18 protein-coding genes are annotated in these 15,005 nt (G+C 64.1%); 7 read left to right on the top strand and 11 right to left on the bottom strand.

The window, feature by feature from the left end; genetic code table 11:
- Positions 1-47 precede the first annotated feature (47 nt).
- The 3 genes from EI983_RS10685 to EI983_RS10675 all read right to left on the bottom strand — a co-directional run bounded on the left by EI983_RS10685 (position 48) and on the right by EI983_RS10675 (position 3,352).
- Positions 48-1,181: a carboxylate-amine ligase gene (locus EI983_RS10685; RefSeq protein WP_157707382.1), complete on the bottom strand. Its 1,134-nt coding sequence runs from the start codon at positions 1,179-1,181 to the stop codon at positions 48-50.
- 96 nt (positions 1,182-1,277) lie between these two features.
- Positions 1,278-1,643 carry a hypothetical protein gene (locus tag EI983_RS10680; protein WP_157709061.1) on the bottom strand — a complete coding sequence of 122 codons (366 nt, stop codon included), beginning with the start codon at positions 1,641-1,643 and terminating at the stop codon, positions 1,278-1,280.
- Positions 1,644-1,855: 212 nt separating this feature from the next.
- On the bottom strand, positions 1,856-3,352 hold the full coding sequence (locus EI983_RS10675; protein ID WP_157709060.1) for a CoA-acylating methylmalonate-semialdehyde dehydrogenase: 1,497 nt from the start codon (positions 3,350-3,352) through the stop codon (positions 1,856-1,858).
- A 115-nt stretch (positions 3,353-3,467) separates the two neighbouring features.
- Between EI983_RS10675 and EI983_RS10670 the strand changes: the two genes are divergently transcribed.
- The 3 genes from EI983_RS10670 to coaD all read left to right on the top strand — a co-directional run bounded on the left by EI983_RS10670 (position 3,468) and on the right by coaD (position 5,597).
- Positions 3,468-4,364 (top strand): LysR family transcriptional regulator, encoded by an 897-nt coding sequence (locus EI983_RS10670; protein ID WP_157709059.1) that lies wholly within the window; start codon positions 3,468-3,470, stop codon positions 4,362-4,364.
- Positions 4,365-4,416: 52 nt separating this feature from the next.
- Complete coding sequence (locus EI983_RS10665; protein WP_157707381.1) at positions 4,417-4,851, top strand: CBS domain-containing protein; 435 nt, start codon at positions 4,417-4,419, stop codon at positions 4,849-4,851.
- A 254-nt stretch (positions 4,852-5,105) separates the two neighbouring features.
- Positions 5,106-5,597: a pantetheine-phosphate adenylyltransferase gene (gene coaD / locus EI983_RS10660; protein ID WP_157707380.1), complete on the top strand. Its 492-nt coding sequence runs from the start codon at positions 5,106-5,108 to the stop codon at positions 5,595-5,597.
- Here the strand turns inward: coaD and gap (EI983_RS10655) are convergent.
- The 6 genes from gap (EI983_RS10655) to gap (EI983_RS10635) form a co-directional block, all read right to left on the bottom strand.
- A complete protein-coding gene (gene gap, locus EI983_RS10655; protein ID WP_157707379.1) occupies positions 5,594-6,592 on the bottom strand; it encodes a type I glyceraldehyde-3-phosphate dehydrogenase in 999 nt (332 codons plus the stop codon). The two genes, coaD and gap (EI983_RS10655), sit on opposite strands and share 4 nt — an antisense overlap.
- A 51-nt stretch (positions 6,593-6,643) precedes the next feature.
- Positions 6,644-6,787, bottom strand: a complete 144-nt coding sequence (locus EI983_RS19245) for a hypothetical protein (RefSeq protein WP_198389278.1) — start codon at positions 6,785-6,787, stop codon at positions 6,644-6,646.
- A gap of 67 nt (positions 6,788-6,854) precedes the next feature.
- Entirely contained in the window at positions 6,855-7,391 is a 537-nt protein-coding gene (locus tag EI983_RS10650) for a helix-turn-helix transcriptional regulator (protein ID WP_157707378.1), read from the bottom strand.
- Positions 7,388-7,927 carry a cytochrome b/b6 domain-containing protein gene (locus tag EI983_RS10645; RefSeq protein WP_157707377.1) on the bottom strand — a complete coding sequence of 180 codons (540 nt, stop codon included), beginning with the start codon at positions 7,925-7,927 and terminating at the stop codon, positions 7,388-7,390. Before EI983_RS10645 ends, EI983_RS10650 begins: the two co-directional genes overlap by 4 nt.
- A gap of 68 nt (positions 7,928-7,995) precedes the next feature.
- Complete coding sequence (locus tag EI983_RS10640; RefSeq protein WP_157707376.1) at positions 7,996-8,247, bottom strand: PepSY domain-containing protein; 252 nt, start codon at positions 8,245-8,247, stop codon at positions 7,996-7,998.
- Positions 8,248-8,493: 246 nt separating this feature from the next.
- Positions 8,494-9,495 (bottom strand): type I glyceraldehyde-3-phosphate dehydrogenase, encoded by a 1,002-nt coding sequence (gene gap / locus EI983_RS10635; RefSeq protein WP_157707375.1) that lies wholly within the window; start codon positions 9,493-9,495, stop codon positions 8,494-8,496.
- A 171-nt stretch (positions 9,496-9,666) separates the two neighbouring features.
- On the opposite strand from gap (EI983_RS10635), the gene EI983_RS10630 reads away from it, so the two are divergent.
- Complete coding sequence (locus tag EI983_RS10630) at positions 9,667-10,635, top strand: DUF808 domain-containing protein (protein WP_157707374.1); 969 nt, start codon at positions 9,667-9,669, stop codon at positions 10,633-10,635.
- Positions 10,632-11,228, top strand: a complete 597-nt coding sequence (locus EI983_RS10625; protein ID WP_157707373.1) for a dimethylsulfonioproprionate lyase family protein — start codon at positions 10,632-10,634, stop codon at positions 11,226-11,228. Before EI983_RS10630 ends, EI983_RS10625 begins: the two co-directional genes overlap by 4 nt.
- Before the next feature lie 6 nt (positions 11,229-11,234).
- On the opposite strand, the gene EI983_RS10620 is transcribed toward EI983_RS10625, so the two are convergent.
- Both EI983_RS10620 and tkt read right to left on the bottom strand, forming a co-directional pair.
- Complete coding sequence (locus tag EI983_RS10620) at positions 11,235-11,783, bottom strand: DUF4329 domain-containing protein (protein ID WP_157707372.1); 549 nt, start codon at positions 11,781-11,783, stop codon at positions 11,235-11,237.
- A gap of 70 nt (positions 11,784-11,853) precedes the next feature.
- On the bottom strand, positions 11,854-13,872 hold the full coding sequence (gene tkt, locus EI983_RS10615) for a transketolase (protein ID WP_157709058.1): 2,019 nt from the start codon (positions 13,870-13,872) through the stop codon (positions 11,854-11,856).
- Between the two features lie 217 nt (positions 13,873-14,089).
- Between tkt and EI983_RS10610 the strand changes: the two genes are divergently transcribed.
- Positions 14,090-14,578 carry a hypothetical protein gene (locus tag EI983_RS10610; protein WP_157707371.1) on the top strand — a complete coding sequence of 163 codons (489 nt, stop codon included), beginning with the start codon at positions 14,090-14,092 and terminating at the stop codon, positions 14,576-14,578.
- The gene (locus tag EI983_RS10605) at positions 14,578-14,967 is read left to right on the top strand and encodes a cell division protein ZapA (protein ID WP_157707370.1); all 390 of its coding nucleotides are present in this window, start codon (positions 14,578-14,580) and stop codon (positions 14,965-14,967) included. Before EI983_RS10610 ends, EI983_RS10605 begins: the two co-directional genes overlap by 1 nt.
- The last annotated feature ends 38 nt before the right edge of the window (positions 14,968-15,005 follow it).

Below are 15,005 nucleotides of genomic sequence, written 5' to 3'. Positions count from 1 at the left end.
TGAACACCCGTTTAATTACCAATTCTTGCAGGAGTTTTGCAAGCAGATCAGAGATCGGCGTGATATTCCTCGATCAGGTGGCGGACCACGGCGCGCAGGGCGCCGTCGCGGTCATCCTCGGATTCCAGCGCGTCGATATAGACGGTGCGTTGCCGTCCGGCGCTGCCCTGGCTGGCCACCATCTCGCGGGCGGTTTCGATCTCGGTGGTGGATTCGAAAAACAGGGCATCTTCCTGGATCAGGTCGAACAGCTCTTCCAGAAGCTCGCCAAAGGGCACGATCTCACCACGGCCGAAATCGATCAGCCCCCTGGAGGTGCCGTAGCGCTGCGCGCGCCAGCGGTTCTCGGCCACAAGGAAGGCGTCATAGATGCGCCAGCGCTGGTTTTTCTGCGCCAGCCGCCAGAGCATGCGGGTAAGCGCCTGGGTGAGCGCGGCCAGCGTCAGCGTATGTTCGAGCCGGGGCTGCACGTCGCAGATGCGGCTCTCAATCGTGGGAAACTTGGAGGAGGGCCGCAGATCCCACCAGATTTTCGAGCTGTCCTCGATCACCCCGAGATCGGTCAGGATGGAGACAGAGCGTTCGAACTCGCTGAAACTGTCCATGCGCGGCGGCAGGCCGGTGCGCGGCAGGTTGTCAAACACGGTCAGCCGATAGGAGGCGAGGCCGGTGTCGCGCCCCTGCCAGAAGGGCGAGGAGGTGCTGAGCGCCAGAAGATGCGGCAGGAAATAGGTGAGCTGGTTCATCAGATCGACGCGGCGGTCGAAATTGGCAATGCCCACATGCACATGCATCCCGCAAATCAGCATCCGCTGCACCACGCCGGCCAGGTCGTGCGAGAGGTCGTTATAGCGGTCCTTGTCGGTATGCGCCTGATCGCGCCAGTCCGAGAAGGGATGACAGGAGGCGGCGATCGGGGCGAGGTTATGGGTGGCCGCATGTTTCGATACACAGGCCCGCAGGCGTTTGAGATCCTCGCGCGCCTCGGCCACATTGCGACAGACCTTGGTGCCGATCTCGATCTGGCATTTCAGGAACTCGGGCGCGACCTGATCCTGCAATTCGGCGGCGCAGGCTTCCATCAGGCCTTCGGGGGCCTCGGCCAGCGCCAAGCTGTCGCGGTCAACGAGAAGGTATTCCTCCTCGATGCCGATGGTGAAATCGGTGTCGGTCTGGGCCATGAGCACGCCCTCCAAAATCTTGTTTCCTTACCAGAAAAACCCGGATCGGGCCTGGTTCCAAGGAAAAACTCGTCTCTGCCGGTGTCGCCGCCGCCGCTATGTCCGGGTTCGGAGCATCGTGGCGAGGAAGATCAGCATGGAGCCGAGCGTCACCAAAGACCCGAGGATCGCAAAGAGTTCCGTTCCGCCTGAATGGTGTATCGCGATTCCGATTGCAAAGAGGATCGCCCCCACCAGTGCGACCAGATAATGCACCTTCCCAAGCACCGAGGCGGCCGCCGCCGGTACAAGGTGATAAAAGATGCCAAAGAGCGCCATCAGGACGCCGCCGGCCAGATTAAGATGGGCATGTGCGGGCGAAAGCGTGTGATCCTGTGTGATCCCCATCTGGATCCCCCAGAGCATACCTGCCGTCAGAAGCACGATTGCGGTTGCAAAAAACCGGAAAGCCAGTCCCGTCATTTCCCCATCCCCCCAGATGTATTTTTTTGTGTTCCTGGATGAAAACAGGAAAGTGCCGCGATCAAAAGGAAAATCTTTTTCTTTTTTGCGAACGCCGGGGAGCGCGGAACGCAAAAAGGGCCGCGCTGTGGTGCGCGGCCCTGATTTTCTGGTGTGACGTCCAAGAAAATGCACATTTTCTTGGCCAATTTCTGTGTCAGAAATTGGGGGCGTCAGTCCATCGCCTTGAAGTTGAACTCGCCACCTTCCTTGATCCCAGAGGGCCAGCGCGAGGTCACCGTCTTGGTGCGAGAGTAGAATTTGAAGCTGTCGGGACCGTGCTGGTTGAGGTCACCGAACATCGATTTCTTCCAGCCGCCGAACGTGTGATAGGCCAGCGGCACCGGGATCGGCACGTTGATGCCGACCATGCCGATATTGATCCGGTGGGCGAAGTCACGGGCGGTGTCGCCGTCGCGGGTATAGATCGCCGTGCCATTGCCGTATTCGTGGTCCATGGCGAGGCCGATCGCCTCTTCGTAGGAGCCTGCGCGCACGACCGACAACACGGGGCCGAAAATCTCGGTCTTGTAGATGTCCATGTCAGGCGTCACGCGGTCAAACAGATGCGGCCCGACGAAAAAGCCGTTCTCATAGCCCTGCAGCGAGAAGTCGCGGTTGTCCACCACCAGCTCCGCGCCCTGATCGACGCCGGACTGGATGAGCCCGAGGATGCGGTTCTTGGCCTCGGCGGTCACGACGGGGCCGAAATCCACGTCATCGCCATCGGTATAGGGGGCGACGCGCAGCTTTTCGATGCGGGGTTTGAGTGCGTCGACCAGACGGTCGGCGGTTTCCTCGCCCACGGGCACGGCGACGGAGACGGCCATGCAGCGTTCACCGGCTGCGCCGAATCCTGCGCCGACCAGCGCGTCGGCGGCCTGATCCATATCGGCGTCGGGCATCACGATCAGGTGGTTCTTGGCCCCGCCAAAGCACTGTGCACGTTTGCCGTTCGCGGTGGCGCGGCTGTAGATATATTGCGCAATGGGGGTGGATCCGACAAAGCTGACGCCCTGGATGATGTCGCTGTCCAGCAGGGTGTCCACTGCCTCCTTGTCGCCATTGACGACCTGGAAACAGCCCTTGGGCAGACCGGCCTCGACGAAAAGCTCGGCCAGCATCATCGGCACGGAGGGGTCGCGCTCGGACGGCTTCAGCACCACGGCATTGCCGCAGGCCAGCGCCGGGCCGACATGCCAGAGCGGCATCATCGCGGGGAAGTTGAAGGGCATGATCGCGGCCACCACGCCAAGCGGCTGGCGCATGGAATACATGTCGATCCCGGGGCCGGCATCATCGGTGTATTCGCCTTTCAGCATTTGCGGCGCGCCGATGCAGTATTCGATCACTTCCAGGCCGCGCTGCAGATCGCCTTTGGCGTCGGGCAGGGTCTTGCCGTGCTCGCGGCTGAGCGCCTCGGCGAGCTTGTCCATGTCGCGGTTCATCAGGCCGACCATGGCCATCATCACACGCGCCCGGCGCTGCGGGTTCATGGCGCCCCATGCGGGTTGCGCCGCGGCCGCGCGGGCAATGGCGTCGTCCATCTCGGAGACGGAGGCCATGGGCAGCTTGCCCTGAACCTCGCCCGTGGCGGGGTTGTAGACATCCGAAAAGCGGCCCGATGTGCCTTTGACATACGCGCCGTCGATAAAGTGATGCATTTCCATAGGCGAATCCTCCATAGCCTGGTTGCGGGCAGGGTAGTCTTGCAAAATTCATTGGAACAGAGGCAATATCCCAAAAAGGTCATGCAATTTTGCAAAGGTGGGTGAAGCGGAAGAGATGGATGCGCAGTGGGATGATCTGAAGGTGTTTCTGGCGGTGGCGCGGGCCGAAAGCCTCAGCGGGGCGGGGCGTATGCTGAAGGTGGACCCGGCCACCGTGGGCCGCAGGATCGGGCGGCTGGAGGACAGTTTCGGCACGCCGCTCTTTGCCAAATCGCCCAATGGATATGCGCTGACCGATGCGGGCCAGCGCCTGATCGGCCATGCCGAGCGGGTCGAACAGGCGATGATCGCGGCGGCGGATGAAATGGGCGGGCAATCGGGCGGGCTGACCGGGCAGATCCGGATCGGCGCGCCGGATGGGTCGGCCAATTTCCTGTTGCCGCAGGTTTGCGCGCGCATCTCGCGCGACAACCCGGACCTGGAAATCCAGATACTGGCGCTGCCCCGGGTGGTGAACCTGACACGGCGCGAGGCGGATATGGTGATCGCGGTGAGTCGCCCCAATGCGGGGCGCCTTACGGTGCAGAAGGTCTGTGACTACAAGCTGCATCTGGCGGCCTCGCGCGCATATCTGCGCCGCCATGCGCCGATCAAGACGCTGGAGGACCTGCGAGCGCACCGCGTGATCGGCTATATCCAGGATATGATCTTTGACAAGGAACTCGATTATCTGTCGGAGGCGGGGCTGGAGCATGTGGACCTTGCGTCGAATTCGGTCTCGGTTCAGATCAACTGGGTCCGGCAGGGCAGCGGTGTGGGCGTGGTGCATGATTTCGCCTTGCCGGCCACGCGCGGGGTTCGGAAAATCCTCACGGATCAGGTCAGCCTGACGCGCAGCTTCTATCTTGTGCGCCATGCCGATGACCGGCGGCTGGAGCGGCAGAACCGGTTCGCCGCCGCGCTGGTCGAGGGGTTGCGGGCCGAGGTGGCGCGGCTTGAGGCGCTGACTTGACAGGCGCGGGCTTCTGTCCGACGCTAAGACTCTCAAAAGCGGAGGAAAAGCCATGCTGGTGCAACAGATCCTGCAATCCAAGGGCGGCGACGGTGTGATCACCATCAAACCCGGGACAAAAGTGTCCGATGCGGCGCAGATCCTGGCCGAGCGGCGGATCGGCGGCCTGGTTGTGTCGAGCGATGGCGAGAAGGCCGAGGGGATCCTGTCGGAACGCGACATCGTGCGGTCACTGGCCGTGCGCGGGGCAGGGTGCCTGACCGAGACGGTGGATGAGATGATGACCCGTAACCCGGTTTGTTGCACCCGGCAGGACACGTCGGATGCGGTGCTGAGCCGGATGACCGACGGGCGGTTTCGCCACATGCCGGTGGTGGAGGATGGCAAGCTCGTCGGGATCGTGACCATCGGCGATGTGGTCAAGGCGCGGCTGCAGGAGTTGTCGATGGAGAAAAGCGCGCTGGAAGGCATGATCATGGGCTACTGAGCCCGCCTCTGTCCTGGCCGAACCGCTGTTTTGTTGAGCGCCTTGCGGCGCGCAGGGTATCTCGTCCTTCGCCTTTGGCGGCGTCCTCGGGGCCAATGGAGAGGCGACGCCTCTGACCGAAGCGGTGCGCGTGTGTTGCATGAGGGCGCCTCCGGCGGGAGTATTTGTGGAACGATGAAAACGGGGTGTTGGCCCTTGCATTCCGGGCGGGGGTGCTGTTGCTTGTGAGCGATTTGAATTGAGGGAGCTCTCCCATGCGCATTGGCCTTTATCCCGGTACGTTTGACCCGATCACGCTGGGGCATATCGACATTATCCGCCGGGCCTCGACGCTGGTGGACCGGCTGGTGATCGGTGTGGCGATCAACCGTGACAAGGGGCCGATGTTTTCTCTGGAAGAGCGGGTGGCCATGATCGAGGCCGAAGGCGCGAAGCTGTCGGCGCTGACCGGGACCGAGATCGTGGTGCATCCGTTTGAGAACCTGCTGATCGACTGCGCCCGCGATGTGGGGGCCGAGATCATCCTGCGCGGGCTGAGGGCGGTGGCGGATTTCGAGTATGAATTTCAGATGGTCGGGATGAACCGGGCGCTGGATGCGTCGATCGAGACCGTGTTCCTGATGGCGGATGCGAATCATCAGGCGATTGCCAGCAAGCTGGTGAAAGAGATCGCACGGCTGGGAGGCGATGTGTCGAAATTCGTGACACCCGCGGTGAACACGGCGCTGAAAGAGCGGCTGGGTTAGGCGTTTGCCATGGCCGCGGCCGTGTCGAGCATGCGCATGGAAAAACCCCATTCATTGTCATACCAGGCCAGCACGCGGCAAAGCTGACCGTCCAGCACACGGGTCTGATCGGTGGCGACGATTGCCGAATGCGGGTCATGCCGGAAATCGGAACTGACAAGCTCGCGGTCGGTGGTGTCGAGCACGCCGTTGAGCGGCCCGGCGGCGGCGGCGCGCAGGGCGGCGTTGATCTCGTCCGGGCTGGTGGCGCGCGCGGCTTCGAAGCTGAGGTCGATCATCGAGACATTGGGCGAGGGCACGCGCACCGCCATGCCGTCGAGCCGGCCATCGAGTTCGGGCAGCACGAGGCCCACGGCAGCGGCGGCGCCGGTGGTGGTGGGCACGATGTTCTCGGCCGCGGCACGGGAGCGGGCGAAGGTCTTGCGCGCGGTATCGAGCGTTGGCTGCGAGGCGGTGTAGCTGTGCACCGTGGTCATGAAGCCGCGGGTGATGCCGATGCTGTCGTGCAGCACCGAGGCGACCGGGGCGAGGCAATTGGTGGTACAGGAGGCGTTGGACACGATGGTGTCACTTGCCGCGAGGTCCATGTGGTTGACCCCATAGACCACGGTGCGATCAGCGCCTTTGGAGGGGGCAGAGACGAGCACGCGCGCGGCACCGTTGGCCAGATGCAGCGCCGCCTTGTCGCGGTGGCGGAAGACGCCGGTGCATTCAAGCACGATATCCACATCCGTCCAGGGCAGCTTCTGCGGGTCGCGGATGGCGGTCAGCCGGATCGGCCCTGCGCCCACATCCAGCGTGCCGTCGCCCAGGGTGACAGGGCCCCGGTAGCGGCCATGATTGGTGTCAAACTCGAACAGATGGGCGGCCATCTCGGGCGGCGCGAGGTCGTTGATGGCCACGATGGAGAGGTCCGTGCGTGTGCTCTCCATCAGGGCGCGCAACACGTTGCGGCCGATGCGGCCAAAACCGTTGATGGCAAGTCTGGTGGTCATGCGGGCCTCCCTGCGGTGGTGAGGGCAGTAAAGGCGGGCGGTGGCGGGGCGTCAACGCCAGAAGGCGAGATACTCGATCAGGTCAGCGAGTTTGCGCGCCAGAAAGAGCGTGTTGGCCCAGTTGAGGAAATACGCATCGAGCGCCAGGCCGCCGAGGATCAGCAGGCCGAGGATCAGGGCGATGCGATTGGTCATGGCGCGCTTTCGGCATGGATGATGAGAACGACAGCGGTATGCCTGACGAGACGCGGCGGCGCAAGCGTCAGCTGCGTTGCGGGGACGCGACCGCATCGGCCGCGGTGACGAGAGGGGCGGCGATCAGGTCATCGACCAGCAGACCCAGAAGCGCGCCGCGCCCCGACACGTCGGCCTTGCGATAGACGGCGTTGAGCTGCGATTTGATCGTGCCTTCGGCCGATCCCCGCAGGTCCGCGACCTCGGCAACCGAAAACCCCTTGATGGTGAAGATGGCCACATCGCGCTCGGCTGGGGTCAGTTTCCAGCGCTCGAAATGCTCGAGAAGGACATCATTGAAGGCCCCGGCGGCGATCGAGACCTGATGCTCCAGATGGGCCTTGCGGCGCAGAAGAGCGAGAAGATAGCGGGTCTCGAAGATCACGGCCGCGACGAGGCCGAGCGCGGCGGCGGCTTCGATAGCGATATGCAGATTGGCCAATGCCCGAAGCCCATCCGGGCCGACATCGCTTAGCACATCCAGGACGAAGAAAGCGGCGCAAAGAGCTTGCACCGCAATCAGGGCAATCAATGGGGCCGGGCGGTCGGAGGCGGTGGGTTTCATTCCACCAGAGTTACGCCCTCCGGCACATCTTTTCTACCGGTCATCATGGCGCGGGGCAGATTGATGCCGGTGCGCCGACTTTCCCAGATCACGGCGGCCACATGCAGCACGATAGAGACCCATGCCCAATTGACGAGGGCCTCATGCACCTCCTCGACCCAGTCGATGCCCCAGAACGCGTTGGTGGTCATCATGTAGCCGGTGGCGCCAATGGCGAGCATGGTAGCCAGCAGGTTGAAGATCATCAGCGCCCCAAGCGGCGTGTGGCCGAGATGGGCCCGGGGCTGGCGGGCGCGGAAATCGGACAACTGCCCGGTGATGGCGCGTGCGCTGGGGAAGAACGAGGCGAAGCGCGCGTGGTAGGGGCCGATCAGGCCCCAGACAAGCCGCGCGCCGACCAGCGCCAGAACAAAATAGCCGACCCATTCATGGGCCTTGCTGTCGTCGTCGATCAGCAAGGCATTGCCGACAAAACCCAGAACGAGCGTCCAGTGAAACAGGCGCACGAACGGATCCCAGATGCGATAGGAGGTCATGGAAGCTCCTTTGGGAAGAGATCGGCCCGCCCTGACCCCGGGCGGGCCTGCGTCCTTTGGGGGAATGGTCAGTCGTCCAGCTCGGTCTTGACCACATCCAGCTCGGCATTCAGGTAAATCTCGTAGCGGTTGCCGTCTTTCAGGGCGTAGGCCTCGTACATGCCGTCCTCGATTTCGATCTTGCGGATCTCATAGCCTTGGGCAGTGAGCATGGCGGTGATCTTTTCGGAGGTTGCCGTGTCGAGTGCGACGGTGCTTTCGGTGGCATGGGCAAGCGAGCCTGCGGCGATGGCAAGAGCCAGGGCGATAATCCGTGTCATGGTTGATCCTTTCTTGTGTGAGCGCCCAGAGGAACGCTCGGGGCTGTCGTCCTGAGATGCCTGCGAAAGGACAGCGCGGCCACTGTACTCAGGTCTGATATCCGGGCGCGTATAACCGAAGTTTATGTGGGGCGGTTACGCCCTGTCGCGTGGTGCCGTGGGGTCGGCTCTTTCTGTTGAGCGCAAAGAAAAACGCCCCCGGATCAACGCGATCCGGGGGCGTAAACAGTCCGTATAAGACGCGGTTCAGCCCAGCTTGCCCATGGCCACGGCCACATCGGCCATGCGCACGGAGAAGCCCCATTCATTGTCGTACCAGGCCAGCACACGCACCAGGCGGCCGCCGATCACCTTGGTTTGCGCAGGCGCGAAGATCGAGCTTTCGTCGGTGTGGTTGAAGTCGATCGAGACTTTCGGCTCGGGGTCATAGCCCAGAACACCTTTCATCTCGCCATTGGCGGCGGCCTCGACCGCGGCGTTCACCTCGTCCTCGGTCACGTCGCGGCCTGCCACGAAGGTCAGGTCCACCGCCGACACGTTCGGCGTGGGCACCCGGATGGCCGAGCCGTCAAGCTTGCCCTTGAGGGCGGGCAGCACCTCGCCCAGGGCCTTGGCCGCGCCGGTGGAGGTCGGGATCATCGACATGGCCGCGGCACGGGCGCGGTAGAGGTCCTTGTGGCGACGGTCGAGCGTGGGCTGGTCGCCGGTATAGGCGTGGATCGTGGTCATGATGCCGCTTTCGATGCCAAAGGCGTTGTGCAGCACCTTGGCCACGGGGGCCAGGCAGTTGGTGGTGCAGGAACCGTTCGAGATCATCCGCTCACCGGCCTGCAGGTCGCCATCGTTGACGCCGAAGACAACCGTGCGGTCCACGTTCTTGCCCGGGGCCGAGAGCAGAACCTTGCCCGCGCCGCGCTCGAGGTGCTTGTTCGCCTTCTCGCCATCGTTGAACTTGCCGGTGCATTCCAGAACGACGTCGCAGCCGGACCAGTCAAGCTCGTCCATCTCGTAGGTCGAGAACATGCTGATCGGGCCACGGCCCAGATCCATGGTGCCCTCGCCCAGCGTGATCTCATTGGGGAAGCGGCCATGCACGCTGTCATATTTGATCAGGTGTGCGGCGGTTTCCAGCGGGCCGGTGGCGTTGAGCTTGATGACCTCGATATCGTCGCGCCCCGAGGCGGCGATATGGGCCAGAGTGCAGCGGCCGATGCGGCCAAATCCGTTGATACCGACTTTGATGGTCATGGATGTCTCCCGAAAGGTGAGGATTTGGGGGCCTCTTAGCGGGCCGCCCCGAGTGGCGAAAGCGGAAAATGACCGGCGGGAGCGTGGTAGCGATAACCGTTTGCGCAAACCCCGGAACTGTGGTGCTCTTCCGCCCGAATGGGCGGCCTCGCGGGAGAAGGGCAGGGCGGGATGAGCGGATTGATGGCGTTGCTGGACGATGTGGCGGGGATTGCCAAGATCGCCGCGGCCTCGGTGGATGATGTGGCTGGACAGGCGGCCCAGGCCGGGGCCAAGGCGGCGGGGGCCGCGATCGACGATGCCGCCGTCACGCCGAAATATGTGCAGGGTTTTTCGCCCGCGCGGGAGTTGCCCATCGTGGGGCGCATCGCCCTTGGGTCGATCAAGAACAAGCTGCTTGTGTTGCTGCCGGCGGGGTTGTTACTGTCGGCTTTCGCGCCCTGGATGATCCCGCCTTTGCTGCTGCTGGGGGGGATGTATCTGTGCTATGAAGGGGCCGAGAAGGTGGCCCATGCGGTGGGGATCGGCAAAGGGCATGGCGGGCCGGATGGCAGTCACGCATCGGGAGATGCCGCGCATCTGGAAGAGGCCAAGGTGGCCGGGGCCATCAAGACCGATTTCATTCTGTCGGCCGAGATCATGACCATCGCGCTGGCCGCGATCCCTGAAAGTTCGATCTGGATGGAGGCGGCGACCCTGGCGATGGTGGCCATCGGGATGACCGTTCTGGTCTATGGCGCCGTGGCGCTGATCGTGAAGGCGGATGATGTGGGGCTCTATCTGGCGGCGCGCGGACGGCTGGGCCTGACCCGGGCGCTGGGGCACGGGATCGTGAAGGCCATGCCGGGGGTCATGACCCTGCTGATGGTCGTCGGCACGGCGGCGATGCTGTGGGTTGGCGGCTCGATCGTTCTGCATGCACTGGACCAGATCGGCTGGCATGCGCCTTATGGTTGGGTGCATCATGTGGCCGAGGGCGCCGCAGAGGGCGCGGGCGCGTGGTCTGGTGCCGTGACATGGGGGGTCACGGCCGGGCTCGACGGGCTTTTCGGGCTGGTGCTGGGCTTGGCGCTGATCCCGCTCGGGATCGGTGTGATCACGCCGCTGTGGAGGCGGCTGAACGGAAAGGGTGAGGGATGACGGCAGAGAGGCGGTTGCGCACGGCGATCGACGCGGCCGAGGCGGCCTATGCAACCCAGGTGAGCGATCCGCGCGGGCGGGCCTCGGTGGCGCGGATATTCGCCGCGCTGCGCGGCCCCCTGCACTTGCGCGGCGCGGTGCCGGAGCGGTTGCCCGCCTGCCGGTATTTCGCGCAGGGCGCGGATGCCTCACGATTGCCGGAAGGGCCGGTCCGGAGCCTGGCGCACGCCCTTGTCGGGCTGGAGCCGCATCTGCACTGGTACAGGCGCACAGGCGGTGGGGCGGGGGCCAATGAGGCCTATCCCGAGGGTCATGCCAATGCGATGCTGATTGGCCCGCAGGGGCTGGCGGAGGTGCCGGGCGTGTGGCTGGGCGTGTCCCTGCTGGCGCCCGGGGTGCGCTACCCGGATCATGACCATCCACCGGAAGAAAGCTATCTGGTGTTCACCGAAGGTGGCTTCTGGCAGGAGGGCCGCGGCTGGTTCACGCCCGGGATCGGCGGGACGTTCTACAACCGGCCCGGCATCCTGCACGCGATGCGATCGGGCGAGGCGCCGTTGCTGGCGATGTGGGCGCTCTGGAAGGATCCGTAACCGCACTCAGGACGCTTCACGCTCGCGCAGGTCGATGATGGTGTAGCGGGTGCGGATGGGCCCGAAGGTCTCGGGCACGAAATTCGGATCCGCCGTGATGCAGCCAGGCCCGCAGACCAGGGTGGCGACACCGTCCTCATTGCGCCAGACGCGTCCCCCCGGCGTGCTGATATAGCCAATGACCCCGTCGATCTGATCGGCGATCACATCGTTGGACGAGGGCACTTCGCTATCGGCCTCGATGTCGTAGGTGCTGTGCGAGTGGTAGGTGGCGAAGGCGTTGAAACCGTCGGGAAAATCCGGGGTGTGGCAACTGGAAAGTCGCCCCACAAGCGGAGCTGTGGCGATGACATAACCCTCGGCGTCGCGCCCGAACAGGCCGCAATATTCAACGCCGCGCCTGAAAGAGCGCGCCTGCATGAGGTCGAGATAGGCGATGGCGAACGCGTCGGCGTCTTTAGTGCGCGGGCCTTCGATGGGAGCGGACGATACCTCCACATCACCGCAGGCACCAAGGGCGGCCAGGATCGCGAGCGCGGTGAGCTGTCGGATCATCGGTCCCCCCTGTGGTGCCGCAAGGTGCGTGAAATCACGCACCCTACGTGTGATGTTTGCGGTGCCGCCTTCAGAGCAGCGACTGAACCTTTTCGGCCACGGCTTCGGCGGTGATGCCGAACTTCTCATAAAGAGTGCCGGCAGGGGCCGACGCGCCGAAGCTGTCCATACCGACGAAACCTGCACGCGCCTCGCGCCCGCGTTCGCCGCAAAGCCAGCGGTCCCAGCCTTGCCGGACAGCCGCCTCGACGCCCACACGCACAGCCGATCCGCCGGGCAGGACGCGTTTGCGATAGGCCTCGTCCTGCTGTTCGAACAGCTCCCAGCAGGGCATGGAGACGACACGCGTGCCGATCCCCTTGGCCTGAAGGATATCGCGCGCGGCCATCGCAACCGAAACCTCCGAGCCGGTGGCCAGCAGGATCGCCTGCCGCTTGCCTTCCGCTTCGGCCAGCACGTAAGCGCCTTGGGCGGTCAGGTTCTTCATCTTGTGCTCGGTGCGCAGCGTCGGCACGCCTTGCCGCGTGAGCGACAGGACCGACGGGGTTTCCTTCGAGGTCAGCGCCAGTTCCCACGCTTCTGCCGTCTCCACCGTATCGCAGGGCCGGAACACATAGGTGTTGGGCGTCGCCCGCGAGATTGCCAGATGCTCGACCGGCTGGTGGGTCGGGCCATCCTCGCCCAGACCGATGCTGTCATGGGTCATGACAAAGACGGTCGGGATTTTCATCAGGGCCGCCAGACGCATCGCCGGGCGCGCATAATCGGTGAAGCACATGAAGGTGCCGCCATAGGGGCGGATGCCGCCATGCAGGGCCATGCCGTTCATCGCCGCGGCCATGCCATGCTCGCGAATGCCCCAATAGACATAACGGCCCTTGCGGTTATCCACGTCAAAGGCGGTCATATCGCCCGATTTGGTATTGTTGGAACCGGTCAGATCGGCCGAGCCGCCCACGGTTTCGGACATGATCGGGTTGATCACCTCCAGCACCATTTCCGAGCTCTTGCGGGTGGCCACCTTGGGAGCTTCCTCGCTGATCTGCTTTTTCAGCGCCTTGATCCGCGCCGAGAGCTTCTTGGGGACGTCCCGCGCGAAGATCCGGGCAAACTCGGCCTGGCGCTGAGCCGAGGCCTCGGACAGCCGCGCCTCCCAGGCTGCGCGCTCGGAGGCACCACGGGTGCCCACACCTTCCCACCAGGATTTGATCTCTCCCGGGACCTCGAAAGGTCCGGTCGTCCAGCCATAGGCCGCTTTGGCGGTGGCCATCTGCGCCTCGTCCGTGAGGGCGCCGTGGCCCTTGGAGGTGTCCTGTGCGGCATGGCCCAGGGCGATATGGGTCTTGCAGGCGATCATCGAGGGCTTCTTGGTGGCCTTGGCCTTGGTGATGGCCGCGTCGATGGCCTCGGGGTCGTGACCGTCAATTTCGATCACATGCCAGCCTGCCGCCTTGAAACGCGCCACCTGGTTGGTGCTGTCCGACAGCTCGACCGTGCCGTCGATGGTGATGTTGTTGTTGTCCCAAAACACGATCAGCTTGCCCAGGCGGTGCCGGCCGGCGATGCCGATCGCCTCCTGGCTGACGCCTTCCATCAGACAGCCGTCGCCCGCGATGCAATAGGTGTAATGATCCACCAGCTTGCGCCCGTAGCGCGCGCGCAGGATTTCCTCGGCCATGGCAAAGCCCACGGCGTTGGAGATGCCCTGACCCAGCGGGCCGGTGGTGGTTTCGATCCCCTTGGCGTGGCCATATTCCGGGTGGCCTGCGGTGATCGCCCCCCATTGGCGGAAGTTCTTGACCTGCTCCAGCGTCATGTCCTCGTAGCCGGTGAGGTAGAGCAGCGAATAAAGCAGCATGGAGCCGTGGCCGGCCGACAGGATGAAGCGATCGCGATCAGGCCAATCAGGGGCCTTGGCGTCAAACTTCATGTGCTTGTCGAACAGCACGGTGGCCACATCGGCCATGCCCATGGGCATTCCGGAATGGCCGGAATTGGCGGCATGCACCGCGTCCAGGGTCAGCGCGCGAATGGCGGTTGAGCGCATCCAGTGATCGGGGTTGGCAGAACGCAGGGCAGCAATATCCACGGGGTCGTGTTCCTTATCATGCAGCATCAGTCAAACCGGTGCATATCAGGCCAAGATCAAAGATCAAGCATCCAGCCCCGGAAGGCCCCGTTAAGGGGGCGCATTTTCCCTGCGGCTTATGTAGACTTGTGGATAAATCGGGCCTGCGGGCGATTCGTCCCTTGCGCCCGTATCGGGGAAAATGTGACTGGTACGACAAGACAAGAGGGGTGAGTAGGTGAGCCAGATCGAAGAGTTGCAAGGGCGGATCACGGCGGCGCTGGACCGGATCAGCCAGGGGCTTGAGGGGATGTCCGCAGACGGGGCCGATGCCGATGAGATGGACGCGCTCAGACAGCAGCTGGAAGATGAGCAGACCGCCAATGCCCAGCTCGAAGAGCGGCTCAAGCGGATGAAGGAAAAGCTCGATGCGGCCGAAGCCGCGGCGGAGGCAGCGGTGCAGGAGCATCGCGACGGGCTGGCCAAGCTTGACGGCGATCTGCAATCGCTGCGCCGGGCCAATGCCCAGCTGCGCGACAACAACAAGGCGCTGCGCGAGGCCATCGAGGCAGGCGTGGCCGAGCCGCACCTGATCAACAAGGCCATGCTGAGCGAGCTTGAAGGGCTGCGCGCCGCCCGCGCCGCCGACCGCGCCGAGACCGAGGCGGTCATGGCCGAGCTGGGCCGCATCGCCAAGGCCGCCGCCGCATCATCGGAGGACGCATAATGCCCGAAGTACAGATCGATATCGGAGGCCGCAGCTTCGACGTGGCCTGCCAGGAGGGGGAAGAGCATTACCTGAAATCCGCCGCCGCCATGCTGAACGAAGAAGCACAGGTGCTCACCAGCCAGATCGGACGTATCCCCGAGCAGCGGATGCTGCTGATGGCGGGGCTGATGCTGGCGGACAAGACGGCGGGCGTGCAGGACAGGCTGCGCGAGCTGGAGGACAAGATGGCCGAGAAAGAGGCCGAACTGGCGCAGTTGCGCAACGCGCCCCAGCCCGAGCCAGAGAGGGTCGAAGTGCCCGTGGTGCCCGCCGACGTGACCGACGCCTTGGCCGAGATCGCCGCCCGCGCCGAGGCGCTGGCCGATACCGTGGACCCGCGCGGGTAGCGCCCAGAGGCAAGGGAGCTGGGCGCAGGAATGCCAGT

This window comes from Roseovarius faecimaris (assembly GCF_009762325.1).
Taxonomy (GTDB): domain Bacteria; phylum Pseudomonadota; class Alphaproteobacteria; order Rhodobacterales; family Rhodobacteraceae; genus Roseovarius; species Roseovarius faecimaris.
The sequence above is the reverse complement of the archived record's forward strand: the minus strand, read 5'-3'. Positions and strand labels throughout refer to the sequence as shown.

Coding starts and splice junctions, on each gene's coding strand:
- EI983_RS10685 (WP_157707382.1), bottom strand. CDS start 1,181: ATGGCCCAGACCGACACCGATTTCACCATCGGCATCGAGGAGGAATAC.
- EI983_RS10680 (WP_157709061.1), bottom strand. CDS start 1,643: ATGACGGGACTGGCTTTCCGGTTTTTTGCAACCGCAATCGTGCTTCTG.
- EI983_RS10675 (WP_157709060.1), bottom strand. CDS start 3,352: ATGGAAATGCATCACTTTATCGACGGCGCGTATGTCAAAGGCACATCG.
- EI983_RS10670 (WP_157709059.1), top strand. CDS start 3,468: ATGGATGCGCAGTGGGATGATCTGAAGGTGTTTCTGGCGGTGGCGCGG.
- EI983_RS10665 (WP_157707381.1), top strand. CDS start 4,417: ATGCTGGTGCAACAGATCCTGCAATCCAAGGGCGGCGACGGTGTGATC.
- coaD (WP_157707380.1), top strand. CDS start 5,106: ATGCGCATTGGCCTTTATCCCGGTACGTTTGACCCGATCACGCTGGGG.
- gap (WP_157707379.1), bottom strand. CDS start 6,592: ATGACCACCAGACTTGCCATCAACGGTTTTGGCCGCATCGGCCGCAAC.
- EI983_RS19245 (WP_198389278.1), bottom strand. CDS start 6,787: ATGACCAATCGCATCGCCCTGATCCTCGGCCTGCTGATCCTCGGCGGC.
- EI983_RS10650 (WP_157707378.1), bottom strand. CDS start 7,391: ATGAAACCCACCGCCTCCGACCGCCCGGCCCCATTGATTGCCCTGATT.
- EI983_RS10645 (WP_157707377.1), bottom strand. CDS start 7,927: ATGACCTCCTATCGCATCTGGGATCCGTTCGTGCGCCTGTTTCACTGG.
- EI983_RS10640 (WP_157707376.1), bottom strand. CDS start 8,247: ATGACACGGATTATCGCCCTGGCTCTTGCCATCGCCGCAGGCTCGCTT.
- gap (WP_157707375.1), bottom strand. CDS start 9,495: ATGACCATCAAAGTCGGTATCAACGGATTTGGCCGCATCGGCCGCTGC.
- EI983_RS10630 (WP_157707374.1), top strand. CDS start 9,667: ATGAGCGGATTGATGGCGTTGCTGGACGATGTGGCGGGGATTGCCAAG.
- EI983_RS10625 (WP_157707373.1), top strand. CDS start 10,632: ATGACGGCAGAGAGGCGGTTGCGCACGGCGATCGACGCGGCCGAGGCG.
- EI983_RS10620 (WP_157707372.1), bottom strand. CDS start 11,783: ATGATCCGACAGCTCACCGCGCTCGCGATCCTGGCCGCCCTTGGTGCC.
- EI983_RS10605 (WP_157707370.1), top strand. CDS start 14,578: ATGCCCGAAGTACAGATCGATATCGGAGGCCGCAGCTTCGACGTGGCC.